The following is a 13085-nucleotide window of genomic DNA, read 5'->3' on the forward strand; positions in this document are numbered from 1 at the left end:
AGGATTCCCATGTCTGAGAACCATGAAGCAATCGTCACAGACCCGAAGACGGAGGGCGGAGGTGGCTGCCCGGTCCCGCACGGGCGCGCCCTGCACCCGACCCAGGGCGGCGGAAACCGCCAGTGGTGGCCGGAGCGGCTCAACCTGAAGATCCTCGCCAAGAACCCCGCCGTGGCCAACCCCCTCGGCGAGGACTTCGACTACGCCGAGGCGTTCAAGAGCCTCGACCTCCCGGCCGTGAAGCGGGACATCGCGGAGGTGCTGACGACCTCGCAGGACTGGTGGCCGGCCGACTTCGGTCACTACGGCCCGTTCATCATCCGGATGGCGTGGCACAGCGCGGGCACGTACCGGATCAGCGACGGCCGTGGCGGCGCCGGCGCCGGCCAGCAGCGCTTCGCCCCCCTCAACAGCTGGCCGGACAACGGCAACCTCGACAAGGCCCGCCGTCTGCTGTGGCCGGTCAAGAAGAAGTACGGCCAGAAGCTCTCGTGGGCCGACCTCATGATCCTCGCCGGCAACGTCGCCCTGGAGTCGATGGGCTTCACGACCTTCGGCTTCGCCGGCGGTCGTGCGGACGTCTGGGAGCCCGACGAGGACGTCTACTGGGGTCCCGAGACCACCTGGCTCGGTGACGAGCGCTACACCGGCGACCGGGAGCTGGAGAACCCCCTCGGCGCCGTCCAGATGGGCCTCATCTACGTCAACCCGGAGGGCCCGAACGGCAACCCGGACCCGCTCGCCGCGGCCCGCGACATCCGTGAGACGTTCCGCCGGATGGCGATGAACGACGAGGAGACGGTCGCCCTGATCGCCGGCGGTCACACCTTCGGCAAGACCCACGGTGCGGGTCCGTCGGAGCACGTCGGCGCCGACCCCGAGGCCGCCCCGATCGAGGAGCAGGGCCTCGGCTGGAAGAACACCTTCGGCACCGGCAAGGGCGGTGACACGATCACCAGCGGTCTCGAGGGCATCTGGACCAACACCCCGGTGACGTGGGACAACAGCTTCTTCGAGATCCTGTTCGGCTACGAGTGGGAGCTGTTCAAGAGCCCCGCCGGAGCGAACCAGTGGAGGCCGAAGGGCGGCGCGGGCGCGGGCACCGTTCCCGACGCTCACGACCCGTCGAAGAGCCACGCCCCGACGATGCTGACGACCGACCTCTCGCTCCGGTTCGACCCGGTCTACGAGCAGATCTCGCGGCGCTTCTTCGAGAACCCCGACGAGTTCGCGGACGCCTTCGCCCGGGCGTGGTTCAAGCTGACCCACCGTGACATGGGCCCGATCGCGCGCTACCTCGGCCCGGAGGTCCCGGCCGAGACGCTGCTGTGGCAGGACCCCCTCCCGGCGGTGACCCACGAGCTCATCGACGCCGGGGACGTCGCCTCCCTCAAGCCGCAGATCCTGGCCTCGGGCCTGTCGGTGTCCCAGCTGGTGTCCACCGCGTGGGCGTCGGCCGCGTCCTTCCGCGGCAGCGACAAGCGCGGCGGCGCCAACGGTGCCCGCATCCGCCTCGAGCCGCAGAGCGGCTGGGAGGTCAACGACCCCGACCAGCTGGCGATCGTGCTGGGCACCCTGGAGGGGATCCAGAAGGCCTTCAACGGCGCCCAGACCGGCGGCAAGCAGGTCTCGCTCGCCGACGTGATCGTGCTCGCCGGCGGCGCAGCCGTCGAGCAGGCCGCCAAGGACGCCGGCTTCGACGTCCAGGTTCCCTTCACGCCGGGCCGCGTGGACGCCTCGCAGGAGCAGACGGACGTGGAGTCGTTCGCCGCGCTCGAGCCGACCGCCGACGGGTTCCGCAACTACCTCGGGAAGGGCAACCGGCTGCCGGCCGAATACCTGCTGCTCGACCGGGCGAACCTGCTGACCCTGAGCGCCCCCGAGATGACGGTCCTCGTCGGTGGCCTCCGCGTCCTGGGCGCGAACTACCAGCAGTCGCAGCTCGGCGTCCTCACCACGACCCCCGGGACGCTGACCAACGACTTCTTCGCCAACCTGCTCGACCTGGGCACGACGTGGACGGCGACGTCCGAGGACGCGAACACGTTCGAGGCTCGCGACGCCGCCACGGGTGAGGTCAAGTGGACCGGCAGCCGGGCGGACCTCGTCTTCGGGTCGAACTCGGAGCTGCGCGCGCTCGCGGAGGTCTACGCGAGCGACGACGCGAAGGAGAAGTTCGTGAAGGACTTCGTCGCGGCGTGGGACAAGGTGATGAACCTCGACCGGTTCGACCTCGTCTGATCATGACGTCCAGGCCGGCCCGCGCCGGCCGGCCTGGACGTCCTCGGCGCGCGGCACTGGATCGCTGCTAGTGTGCGGCGGATGAGCGGACGTGGAGTTCTCATCACCGGAGCCTCGCGAGGGATCGGGCGGGCCGTCGCGACCGCGTTCGCCGAGCAGGGCGACCGGGTCGCGATCCACCACCGGGACTCGGCCGGCGAGGCGCAGAGCCTGCTCGGCGCCCTGCCGGGCCAGGGGCACGCCGTCGTCCAGGCCGACCTGGCCGACCCCGAGGACGTGCGGCGCATGGCCGACGCGGCGGCCGAGGCGCTCGGCCGGATCGACGTCCTGGTCAACAACGCCGGCGTCTTCCTGCACCATCCCATCACCGAGACCTCCTACGAGGAGTGGCAGGCCGCCTGGCGGCGGACGCTGGAGGTCAACCTCATGGGGGCCGCCAACGTCACCTGGTGCGCGCTCCGGCACATGCCCGCCGGCGGCAGGATCATCAACGTGTCCTCGCGCGGCGCCTTCCGCGGCGAGCCGGACAGCCCGGCGTACGGCGCCAGCAAGGCAGGACTGAACGCCCTGGGCCAGTCCCTGGCCATCGCGCTCGCGCCGCACGGCATCGCGGTCGCCACCGTGGCCCCCGGCTTCGTCGAGACCGACATGACGAACGAGCATCTCAAGGCGCCCCGCGGTGCCGCGATCCGGGCGCAGAGCCCGTTCGGGCGGGTGGCGCGGCCGGAGGAGATCGCGGCGGCCGTCGTGTACCTGGCCTCGCCGGCCGCCGAATGGGCCAGCGGCGCCGTACTCGACCTCAACGGCGCCTCCTACCTCCGCTGACACCCGGCCCGCCGGGGCCCGTGCCGGGTCAGCGCAGGCGGCGCTCCAGCAGCAGCGCGCCGCGCCCCGACAGCAGCGAGGCGCACCACTCGCGCAGGTCGGCCGGCTTGGGACCGCTCAGCTCGCCACCGTCCAGCAGGTCCGCCCAGTCCAGGAGGGACTCGGCGAGCATGAGCGGCACCCCCCGGCGTTCGTGCACCTCCGCGGCCGCCTCGAAATGCTCGGCGGCCCGCCGCGGATCGCCCATCGTCACGCACAGGTGGGCCAGGTAGTGGTGCCCGCAGTGGTGCGCCACCGTCCCGTGCCCGAACGTCTCCCCGTCGGCCGCCAGCGAGTCGTACAGCCGCCCGGCCAGCTCCGCCCGTCCCAGGCGGGAGGCGGCCACGGCCAGGTTGTCCAGGGCGGGACGGTGCGCCATGTTCCGGGGCGGCACCGCCCCCCGGCCGGCCAGGATGCGATCCAGCAGCGGCCCGGCCTCCGCGTCGTCCATCTCGCACAGGTAGCGCAGCACCGCGTGCACCGGGTCCACGCGGGGCGCCTCGGCGGCGCGGCGCAGCCGGTCGCCCAGCTCCCACAGCCGCCCCTGCAGCCGGCGGATCTCGGCGATCTGCTCGGCGAAGATGGCCACGGCCTCCAGGCGGCGGCCGATCTCCGAGCCGAGCCGCAGCGCCGCCGTCGCCTCCGCCTCGGCCTGCGCCAGATCGCCCTGCATCAGGGTCAGGCCCGCCTTGGAGTAGCCGATCAGCCAGTTGAGGTGCGGCTGCGCCAGCCGCCGCGCCAGCTCGTCGGCCTGGTCGAGCAGCATCGCGGCGCGGGCCGCGTCGCCGCTGTCGAGGACGGGGGGAGTGCGCTGCACGTAAGCGTGGAACAGCACCAGGTCGTCGCCCGTCCGGCGGGCCGCCTCCAGCATCTCGTCGCCGTCGCGGTGCCGCTGGTGCAGCGGGTCGGCGGGGATGATCGTCAGGCTGCGCAGGCACAGCACGAGGGCGAGCGTCCGCGGGTCGCCCGACTTGCGGGCCAGGGCCACCGCCTCGTCGCTCAGCGCGAAGCGCCGCTCCCCGTCCGGAGCCCAGATCAGCTCGGAGGCGAGATGGGCCGCCAGCAGCGCCCTGGTGCTGATGTCGGTGGAGTCGACCAGTCGGCGCGCCTCGGTCAGCAACGCGATGCGCTGCTTGTCGGTCCTGGCCGAGATGCTGGAGAAGCCGCGGTCGCCGCCGAGCGCGGCCGTGACGATCAGGTCGCCGCGCCCGCACTCCCTGGCCAGGTCGGCCGCCGCCGCCAGAGTCGGCCTGGCGTCCGGGTGCCCGGCCAGCCACATCGCCCGGCCGCACTCCACGAGCAGCTCGGCGCGCCGCTCCCCGGTGGCGCCGGGGAAGTCCTTCAGCAGCTCCAGCACCCGCTGATACCAGGTGACCGCCTCCCGGTGCGCCAGCCCGGCCAGCGCGTGCTGCGCCGCGTGCACCGCCGCGTCCGCCGCCGCGCTCACCCGGTCCGGGTCGCGGCCGTGCTCCGCGGCGGCCAGCAGGTGGGCGGCCACGACGTACGGCCGCGACTCCATGGCCTTCGGATCCGCCAGGCACAGCGCGTCGGCCACTCGCCCGTGCAGCAGCCCGGCGCGCGGCGGGGACAGCGTGGCATAGAGGGCGTTCCTGGTCAGCTCGTGGGAGAACTGGCAGGTCGCGCCGCCCGACATGGTGACCAGGCCGGCGCCCATCGCCTCCTCGACCGCGGCCACGAACCGGGCCTCATCGAGGCCGAGCCCGAGCCGCAGCTCCGCCGACTCCATCCGCTCGCCCACGGCCAGCAGGCTGACCAGGTCCCTGGCGTCCGGGTGGAGCTGCGCCAGGCGGGCCATGACCATCCTGGTGACCGAGTCGGGCACGGTCAGCGCGTCCAGGTCCGTGCCCGCGGCCAGCTCCCTGGCCACCTCGGTGATCAGGAACGCGTTGCCGCCGGTGATCCGGTGCAGCAGCTCGGCGTCGCCGCCGGGGCGTACCTCCGACAGCACGTCGGTGACCTCGTCGAGGCCGAACGACGAGACCTGCACGACGCGGCCGGCGGCGGTCAGCTTGTGCAGCTCGGGCATCGCGGACTCGACCGGCACCGGCCGCGACGTGGCCAGGATCAGCAGCGGCATGGCGTCGGCGTCGTACATGAGGGCGTGCAGCATCTGCAGCGACTCCAGCGTCGCCCACTGCAGGTCGTCGATCACCAGCAGCACCGGCCGCACAGTGGTCAGCCGCTCGATCAGCGTGCGCGCCGCCGCCATCAGGTGGTAGCGCTCCGACACCGGCTCGGTGGCCGGCGGCACCTGCAGCGACAGCGGCGGCGCCGCCAGCGACGGCGCCAGCCGGACGAGCTGCCCGCACTGCTGGTCCACCCCCGCGCGCAGCAGCAGCGCGGGCGAGGTGCGGGCCAGCCGCTCCACCGCCCCCGCGATCGGCTCGTACGCCTGCCGCGCCGGATCCGTGCACCGCCCCGCCAGCACCGTGAACTGCCGCTTGAGCGCCTGCCTGGCGACCATGGACGCCAGCCGGGTCTTGCCCACCCCGGGCTCGCCCTGGAGGATCACCAGCCCGCTGCCGAACTCGGCCGCCGCCAGGTCCCCGTCCAGCGCCCGCAGTTCTTCGCCCCGCCCCACGAACGGCAGCACGTGCCGGTTGTCGAGCCACGTGGGCAGCCCGCCGCCCTGGTAGTGGTCGGCGCTCTGCCAGTGCAGCTCGTAGGTGTGCAGCGGCTCGCGCAGCCCCTTGCCCGGCAGCCGCCCCAGATCCTTGAACTCGTGCCGGCTCCGCCCCTGCGCCAGCCGCCGCACCAGATCGGTGCACAGCACCTGGCCGCCCTCCGCCACGGCGACCAGCCGGGCCGCCTCCACCGTCGGCAGCCCGCTGACGTCGTCGTGGCCCCAGCACACGTCGCCCGCGGCGAGCGCGGCCCTGATGGAGATCTTGTCCATCGCCCGCTCGTTCTCGTCCGCGACCGCCTGTTCCACCGCGATGACCGCGTCGAGCCCGGCGGTCGCCGAGTCGAACACCGCCATCAGCCCGTCGCCCAGGCTCTTGGTGAACGTCGACCCGTTCGCGGTCACCACGGAGTGCAGCAGCTGGTAGAGGCGGCGGAAGACGACGTTGGCCCGCTCCTCGCCCAGCCTGATCCGCAGCGCGGTGGAGCTCACCACGTCGGTGAACAGGATGGTCGCCGTGGTGAGGGTGCCCGGCTCGTGTGTCGGGGTGGTCACGTGCGCGGTCCCTTCCGTGCGGGCGCGCGTACCCGTTGCCGGACGCCGCGGCGGAGCGCGCGCGTCTTGACCGCCGCCGTCGACTGCCTGATCCGCCACGCGCGGGCCAGCTCGCCGGGGATCCGGAACGCCGCCTGCCCGCCGGAGTGCTGGTCGATCAGGGCGATCACGATGTGCCGCCCGGCCCTGCGCACCAGCCAGCGGACCACGCCGCCGGCCGGCCGGCCCAGCCACGGACGCCGATGCGCGGACCGCGCCGCCTTGAACAGAGCGGTGCACCACCACGCCGCCGGGGGCACGCCGAGCAGCTCCGGCACCCGGTCGGCCCCGTAGGCGGCGTCGTGGAAGACCCAGTGCACCAGGCTGCGCGGCAGCTTGCGCCACCCCAGGTGCATGAACTCCTCCATCTCCTCCAGGAGCCTGGCCATCAGCCTGCGGCCCTCGTCGCTGGACTCGTAGAGCCGCCCGAGGCGCTCGCTGACCGGCTCGACGTCGTCGAGCGTGAGCGGCCCGTCCTGGCACGCCTGCACGCCCATGAGATGGCCGAACACGCTCCACGTGTAGAGGTGGGCTTCGCGCTGCTCCTTCGTCAGCACGACGCCCATGCTCTCCAGAGCCTCCCACGTCACCACGGAGAAGTCGAAGATGGTGGCCAGCAGCAGCTCCTGGTTGACCGGCGGGCCGTGCTTCGCGGTGTCCCAGGCGTCGCCGAAGCGCTCCTCGACCAGGGCACGCACGAACGAGTGCAGGATTCGCAGCCCGATCGCCGTGGTGTGCCCCGGGCCGCCCGGCAGCAGGCTGCCGGTCGCCTTCAGCCCCATCACGTCGATCAGCATCTGCCCGGTCTCCGCCACCCTGCGGGTGAGGCTGTGCGTGGCCAGGTTGGACACACCGGCCAGCACCTTGGCACTGGACACCTCGACGTAGGCCATCGGCAGGCATTTGCAGAACAGCGCGGCCGACTGGTAGAGCCCGTAGTCGGCGAACACGGCCTGCCCTCTGGCCAGCAGCTCGGTGTCATCGCCCCACTCGGGCAGCTCCTTGGCGAAGTCGAGGGCGTCGAAGACGCCGGAGGCGGGCGGCTCCCCCGAGGGCGCCCTGGCCTCCCGCTTGGCCCTGCCCAGCTCCTCGATCACCGCCCGCACCAGCTCCAGCGGGCCGCTCCCGTCCGGCCGCGTCTCCAGGTATTCGGCCACCACCTTGTCGACGTCCGGATCCGCCTGCTGCCTGAGCTGCCGGAACCTCTCCTCCGGCCAGCGCTCATCAGCGCCCTTGCGCTCGTTCATACGCCCCGTACTCCAGATTCGGTCAGAGGCCGCCCCGCTTGCGCAGGGCGGCGATATCCAGCAGCGTGATCGTCCGGCCCTCGATGGCGATGAGGTTCCGCGACACCAGCGACTGCAGCGCCCGGTTCACCGCCGGACGGGTCGCGCCGATCAGCGCGGCCAGGTCCGACTGGGTCAGTCCGGGCAGGTCCACCACGCCGTCGGCCTTGCCGTGCTTGCCGGCCAGCTCCAGCAGCAGCTTCGCCAGCCGCCCGCCCAGGTCCAGGAAGGCCAGGTCGGCCGCCTGGCCGGTGAGCCTGCGCACCATGTGCCCGAGCATGCGCAGGAACTCGTCGGCCAGCCCGGGATGCTCCCGCATCAGCTCCAGCAGCCGGGCCCTGGGCAGCGCGAACACCCACGACGGCCGCGCCGTGACGATCGACGCCGAGCGCGGCGAGCCGTCCAGCAGCGCCATCTCCCCGAAGGTGTCGCCGCGGCCGAGCATGTTGAGCACGATCTCGTCGCCGTGCTCCGTGGTGAACACGACCTTCACCAGCCCGTCCAGCAGCACGTAGAGAGACTCTCCCGGGTCCCCCTGGTGGAAGATGATCTGCCCGGACCGGTATCTCCGCGGCAGCCCCGCCCGCGCCGCGCTCTGAATGCCGCTCTCCCCGAGCACGCGGAACAGCGGGATCTCCGCCAGCACGGCGGCGACCGGCTCGACGTCGTGTGGCAGCCCGCTGCGCCCGTTCATGCAAGAACTTTAGGCCGCAATCGGTGCCGGAGCAGTAAGCGGTAAGCGATCTAGCCCATGTCTCGAATGTGACGAGGACCACACCTGGGCTGTCACGCCCGAGACAGCCCGCGCGGGTCTCCAGGCGGACTGTTGGGGAGCCGGCCGGAAATGACCCCCCGAGAGGCCGGACCGGCGAGGAGATCGACATGCAGTTGGAGACCATGGAACGCCACGACACGGGCGCTCTGGTGGTGGCGGCGCAGGACGGCGACGCCATGGCGTGGGAGCGGCTGGTCGAGGAGTTCACCCCGATGCTGAAGGCGCGCATCCGCCGCTTCCGGCTCAGCCACGAGGATGCCCAGGACGTGCTGCAGACCACCTGGCTGCTGGCCTGGCAGAACCTCAAGAGCGTGGCCGACGGCCAGCGGATGGCCGGCTGGCTGGCCACGATCGCCTTCCGCGAGTGCCTGAAGCTCAACAAGAGGACGAAAGAGGTCTGCACGCCCGACCTCGACTCGCTGGGCAGCACGGACGACGATGTGGACAAGGAACTTGCCAGGATCTGGCTGGCCGGCACGCTCGACCAACTGGTCGAGGAGCTGCCGGACGCGCAGCGGGTCCTGTTCAGGGCGCTCACGGAAACCTCCGAGCCGCACTACGTGGACGTGGCACGCAGGCTGGGCAGGCCGGTCGGGAGCATCGGGCCCACCCGAGCCCGCTGTTTCGCGAAGCTACGCGGGCTCCTCCAGGCCCGCGAGATCACCAGGGACTTCCTGGACTGACCTAGTCAAGCGGGATCGCCTCCAGGAACGGCTCGAAGTCGAAGTGCGCCATCTCGTACGCGTCCGGGTCGGTCTCGGTCGGATACTTGTAGATCTTGCGCCGGATCGCCGGCAACGCGGGATCGCTCTGGAACATCTCGCTGACGGCCTGGGGGACCAGGCCCCGTTTCATCTCCGCCGCGAGGCCGTCGGCGATCTCCTTGGTGAAGGGGAGGTCATAGAGGGCGCTCACGTGCTGGTAGACGCGGAAATAGCTGACGATGAAGCGCATGCGGTCGGGGTAGGACACCCAGTTGGCCACCCCAGCCGTGGACGCGGCCTGGTCCTCGGTGATGAACTCCTCGGCCAGCTTGCGTACGCGCTCGTTCCGGATCGGCGCCCACACCTTCGCCAGGTCCACGCCCGAGGGCGCGGTGAGCGGCCGGCCCACCTTGATGTCGCTCAGCGGCGTGCGCACGGAGAACAGGTGGCGGGTGTAGAGCGAGGCCCACAACTCCTCCAGCGTGCGCGTCAGCCACGGCTGGTCCTCATGCGGGGCGCTGTAGAGGCGGAACCTGCGGAAGGGGCGCCGCATGATCACCGAGCGCAGCGACCGCCACGACACCCGCGTCAGCCACCTGACCGGCCGGTAGAGCACCAGCTCCAGGGCCTTCTGCGCGCGCTTCTGCTCATACGCCGACAGCGCGATGTTGGCCCCCAGCATCAGCTCGGCCCGCACCTCCGGGTCGGTGGCCTGCCCGGCCTCGATCAGCAGCTGCGCGGCCTCCTTCAGGTAGCGGGCGTCGGCCTGCTCCAGCAGGTTCGTCAGGAACTCCGGCGGCGTCGGCGTCAGCTCCGACTCCGGGCTCACCTTCAGGAAGCGGTCCGGCGTGTCGTTCCACAGGTTGACCGCGAGGCTGGCGGTCTCCAGGAAGATGGCCCGGTTGGCCAGCGCGAGCCCGAGCTGGTAGCTCGGGCCGAGCAGGGTGAGCAGCGTGGCCCGGAACAGCCGCCGCAAGCGGCGCGGCACCCCGAGCCGGCGGCCGAAGTCCGCGATGAACGGCGAGTCGGGGGTGAGGTCGAGGCTCTCGCCCACCGCCTTGGACGTCCAGGTGGCGTAGCAGTACCAGTTGTTGGCCTCCCAGCCGAGGTGCTCGGCCAGGTCGCGGGCGACGCGGTGGTAGCTGTAGGCGATGACCATGGCCTCCAGCGCCGGGCTGCGGTCCTTGTAGGCCGCGATGCGCAGCACGTCGTCCGCGGTCATCGGAGTGTCGGACATGAGGTCTCCCGTTTGGCTGGTCCCTTCGCCTCAAGGAGACAAGAGCGTCCCCGTCGGCGTCAGATACACCCGCGGCGGCCTGCTGTGCTCCCCGTGGCCGCCGGGGCACGAGCGTAGAAGGCGTGACTTGCGGCCCGCTTGCAGCGGGGCGGCCGCGCGGGCCGCCCCGCCGGCCTCACTCCCGCACCAGGATCTTGCTGAGCACCACGAATCCGCCGAGCGCCCCCGCGGTGCCGGCGGCGGTCGTGGTGGTGAGGTTGACCACGAGGTCATAGGTGCCGGCGGTGAGCTGGCCGCGCATCGGAATCGAGGCGGTATACCGCCCCGAGCCAGGAGTGAAGGTCATCTCCACGGGGGGCGAGGGATGCCGTGTCTCACCACCACCCAGCAGGTCCGCGATGATCTCCACATGCCAGCAGCCGGCCATCCAGTCGACGAGCTCACCGGTGACCTCCCAGCTCACGTCCACGGTCCAACCCTCGTCGCGCCGCACGACATGCGTGGGCTGCGCGCCCGGATCCACAACCTGGCCGTGGAGAATGCCGGTCAGCTGCTCGGCCGGCACCTTCATCACCTGGAATTCTCCGGTCGCCATCTCATTCTCCTTTCCGGGACGAGGACCAGGTCCCCGTGTGAAGGAGCAGAGCGGCGACGAAGCCGGCGAAATACTTTTATGTGAAGTCAGTTCGGACGCAGTCGCACGACGTCCGGGCCGAGATCGCCGACCCCGCCCGCGCCGAGCAGTCGCAGCGTCCGTACGAGCTCGGCCCGCAGCAGGTCGAGCACCCGCGTCACACCCGGCTCGCCCCCGGCCATCAGCCCGTACAGGTAGGCCCGCCCGACGAAACAGGCCCGCGCGCCCAGCGCGACCGCGGCGGCCACATCGGCCCCGCTGCGGACGCCCCCGTCCAGGAAGACCTCGGCGCGATCCCCCACGGCGGCCACGACCTCGGGCAGCAGTTCCAGCGGCGTGGGGGAGCGGTCGAGCTGCCGCCCGCCGTGGTTGGACACGACCAGGCCGTCCACCCCGACGGCGGCCAGGTCCTTGGCGTCGTCGGCCCGCTGCACGCCCTTGACCAGCAGCGGCCCCTGCCAGGCCGACCGGATCCACTCCAGGTCGGCGATCGTCACCGACGGGTCGAACATCAGGTTGGTGATCCCGGCCAGGTCGGCCGGCGCGCCCTCCACCGTGGCGAACCGCAGCGGCTCGCTGGTGAGGAAGTCGAACCACCACGCCGGGTGCCCCAGGGCCTGCAGCACGCTGCGCCAGCGCAGGGCGGGCGGCATCGTCAGGCCGTGCCGCACGTCCCGCAGCCGCGCCCCGGCCACCGGCACGTCCACGGTCACCACCAGCACGTCCATGCCGGCCTCGCGCGCCATGGCGAGCATGTCAAGGCTGCGGGCGCGGTCGCGGACGACGTAGAGCTGGAACCAGTTCCACCCGCCGGGGGCCGCGGCGGCCACGTCCCCGGCCGTCGTGGTGCCCATGGTGGACAGCGTGTACGGCACGCCCGCCCGCTCCGCCGCCCGCGCGACCGCCCGCTCTCCCGCGCGGTGCATCATCCTGGTGAACCCGGTGGGACCGAGCACGACCGGCATCGCGATCCGCCTGCCCAGGATCTCCACCGCGGTCTGAGCCTCGGCCACGTCGCGCAGCACCTTCGGGCGGAACTCCACCCGCCCGAACGCCTCCACCGCCCTGGCCATCGACCGCTCGCCCTCGGCCGCGCCGTCCACGTAGTCGAACACCATCCGCGGCGCCCGCCTCCTGGCCAGCAGCCGGAGGTCGGCGATGTCGGCGGCGCCGGCGAGCTTGCGCCCCCTGGACAGCCGGGGCCGGCCGGGCAGTACGGCTCGCAGCTCCCGCCATCGGGGCAGGCGCCGGGGGTCCTCCGGGGTCGCGTCGATGCCCAGGACGTTACCAAAGGCCGCCGGCGCGTACGGTGGGATGGTGATCGACGACGAGCCCGCTCTCCCAGGCCACGCGCCGGCCGGGCCCATGGGCCACACGGTGGCGTCTTCCGACGATGCCTCCGGCACAGGCGCGCTCGCGGGTGACTGGGCCTCGCTCGCCGGCGACGCGCCTGTGTCGCGTGCCATCGGCGCCGAGCTGATCGCCCGCTGGTCCGAGCCGCACCGCCGCTACCACACCCTCGATCACCTGGCCGCCGTCCTCGATGCCGCCACGCACCTCGCCGGCGAGGCCGCCGACCCGGCGGCAGTGCGGCTGGCCGCCTGGTTCCACGACGCCGTCTACGACGGGAGGCCCGGCTGGGACGAGGAGCGCAGCGCCCAGCTCGCCCAGTCCAGGCTGCCCCGCTGCGGCCTGCCCGCCGCCCGGATCGCCGAGGTCGCCCGCCTGGTACGCCTCACCGCCGCCCACGACACCCTGGCCGCCGGCGACGCCAACGGCGCCGTGCTGTGCGACGCCGACCTGGCCGTCCTGGGCAGCCCCGGCTACGACGCCTACGCCGCCGCCATCCGCCAGGAGTACGCCCACGTCCCCGGCGACCTGTTCAGAAAGGGGCGCGCGGACGTCCTCCGCCGGCTGCTGGCCATGCCGCGGCTCTACCGGACCGGCCGGGCGCGAGAGCTGTGGGAGGAGCGGGCGCGCGCGAACATGGCGGCCGAGCTGGCCGCGCTCGCGAACGAGCGAGGCCGGGCGCGGTGAGCGGCGTCTGCGGCTCACGTACCTCAGCGTGGTGAGTGGCGTCTGCGTCTCGTGGGGGTGCGGGCCTCA

General features: G+C 72.4%; 10 protein-coding genes. 4 read left to right on the top strand and 6 right to left on the bottom strand.

The window, feature by feature from the left end; all coding sequences use genetic code 11:
- Positions 1-9 precede the first annotated feature (9 nt).
- Positions 10-2241 carry a catalase/peroxidase HPI gene (gene katG / locus ACTMTI_RS32240; RefSeq protein ID WP_441124411.1) on the top strand — a complete coding sequence of 744 codons (2232 nt, stop codon included), beginning with the start codon at positions 10-12 and terminating at the stop codon, positions 2239-2241.
- An 81-nt stretch (positions 2242-2322) separates the two neighbouring features.
- Positions 2323-3066 carry an SDR family NAD(P)-dependent oxidoreductase gene (locus ACTMTI_RS32245; RefSeq protein ID WP_441124412.1) on the top strand — a complete coding sequence of 248 codons (744 nt, stop codon included), beginning with the start codon at positions 2323-2325 and terminating at the stop codon, positions 3064-3066.
- A gap of 28 nt (positions 3067-3094) precedes the next feature.
- Here the strand turns inward: ACTMTI_RS32245 and ACTMTI_RS32250 are convergent, their stop codons facing one another.
- The 3 genes from ACTMTI_RS32250 to ACTMTI_RS32260 are packed head-to-tail and all read right to left on the bottom strand — an operon-like array spanning position 3095 to position 8323.
- Positions 3095-6304 (bottom strand): ATP-binding protein, encoded by a 3210-nt coding sequence (locus ACTMTI_RS32250; protein ID WP_441124413.1) that lies wholly within the window; start codon positions 6302-6304, stop codon positions 3095-3097.
- The gene (locus ACTMTI_RS32255) at positions 6301-7590 is read right to left on the bottom strand and encodes an oxygenase MpaB family protein (RefSeq protein WP_441124414.1); all 1290 of its coding nucleotides are present in this window, start codon (positions 7588-7590) and stop codon (positions 6301-6303) included. Before ACTMTI_RS32255 ends, ACTMTI_RS32250 begins: the two co-directional genes overlap by 4 nt.
- A gap of 22 nt (positions 7591-7612) precedes the next feature.
- The gene (locus ACTMTI_RS32260) at positions 7613-8323 is read right to left on the bottom strand and encodes a Crp/Fnr family transcriptional regulator (protein ID WP_441124415.1); all 711 of its coding nucleotides are present in this window, start codon (positions 8321-8323) and stop codon (positions 7613-7615) included.
- 188 nt (positions 8324-8511) lie between these two features.
- On the opposite strand from ACTMTI_RS32260, the gene ACTMTI_RS32265 reads away from it, so the two are divergent.
- Positions 8512-9087, top strand: coding sequence for an RNA polymerase sigma factor (locus ACTMTI_RS32265; RefSeq protein WP_441124416.1), 576 nt, complete (start codon positions 8512-8514; stop codon positions 9085-9087).
- A 1-nt stretch (position 9088) separates the two neighbouring features.
- Here the strand turns inward: ACTMTI_RS32265 and ACTMTI_RS32270 are convergent, their stop codons facing one another.
- The 3 genes from ACTMTI_RS32270 to ACTMTI_RS32280 all read right to left on the bottom strand — a co-directional run bounded on the left by ACTMTI_RS32270 (position 9089) and on the right by ACTMTI_RS32280 (position 12346).
- Positions 9089-10345, bottom strand: coding sequence for a hypothetical protein (locus ACTMTI_RS32270; RefSeq protein ID WP_441124417.1), 1257 nt, complete (start codon positions 10343-10345; stop codon positions 9089-9091).
- 175 nt (positions 10346-10520) lie between these two features.
- Positions 10521-10940: a hypothetical protein gene (locus tag ACTMTI_RS32275; RefSeq protein WP_441124418.1), complete on the bottom strand. Its 420-nt coding sequence runs from the start codon at positions 10938-10940 to the stop codon at positions 10521-10523.
- Between the two features lie 86 nt (positions 10941-11026).
- Positions 11027-12346, bottom strand: coding sequence for an alpha-hydroxy acid oxidase (locus tag ACTMTI_RS32280; RefSeq protein ID WP_441124419.1), 1320 nt, complete (start codon positions 12344-12346; stop codon positions 11027-11029).
- On the opposite strand from ACTMTI_RS32280, the gene ACTMTI_RS32285 reads away from it, so the two are divergent.
- The gene (locus ACTMTI_RS32285; protein WP_441124420.1) at positions 12345-13016 is read left to right on the top strand and encodes an HD domain-containing protein; all 672 of its coding nucleotides are present in this window, start codon (positions 12345-12347) and stop codon (positions 13014-13016) included. The two genes, ACTMTI_RS32280 and ACTMTI_RS32285, sit on opposite strands and share 2 nt — an antisense overlap.
- The last annotated feature ends 69 nt before the right edge of the window (positions 13017-13085 follow it).

The organism is Nonomuraea sp. H19, from assembly GCF_052068215.1.
In the GTDB taxonomy this organism is placed as follows: Bacteria; Actinomycetota; Actinomycetes; order Streptosporangiales; family Streptosporangiaceae; genus Nonomuraea.

Coding starts and splice junctions, on each gene's coding strand:
- ACTMTI_RS32285 (WP_441124420.1), top strand. CDS start 12,345: ATGGGCCACACGGTGGCGTCTTCCGACGATGCCTCCGGCACAGGCGCG.
- ACTMTI_RS32270 (WP_441124417.1), bottom strand. CDS start 10,345: ATGTCCGACACTCCGATGACCGCGGACGACGTGCTGCGCATCGCGGCC.
- ACTMTI_RS32265 (WP_441124416.1), top strand. CDS start 8,512: ATGCAGTTGGAGACCATGGAACGCCACGACACGGGCGCTCTGGTGGTG.
- ACTMTI_RS32255 (WP_441124414.1), bottom strand. CDS start 7,590: ATGAACGAGCGCAAGGGCGCTGATGAGCGCTGGCCGGAGGAGAGGTTC.
- katG (WP_441124411.1), top strand. CDS start 10: ATGTCTGAGAACCATGAAGCAATCGTCACAGACCCGAAGACGGAGGGC.
- ACTMTI_RS32245 (WP_441124412.1), top strand. CDS start 2,323: ATGAGCGGACGTGGAGTTCTCATCACCGGAGCCTCGCGAGGGATCGGG.
- ACTMTI_RS32260 (WP_441124415.1), bottom strand. CDS start 8,323: ATGAACGGGCGCAGCGGGCTGCCACACGACGTCGAGCCGGTCGCCGCC.
- ACTMTI_RS32275 (WP_441124418.1), bottom strand. CDS start 10,940: ATGGCGACCGGAGAATTCCAGGTGATGAAGGTGCCGGCCGAGCAGCTG.
- ACTMTI_RS32280 (WP_441124419.1), bottom strand. CDS start 12,346: ATGGGCCCGGCCGGCGCGTGGCCTGGGAGAGCGGGCTCGTCGTCGATC.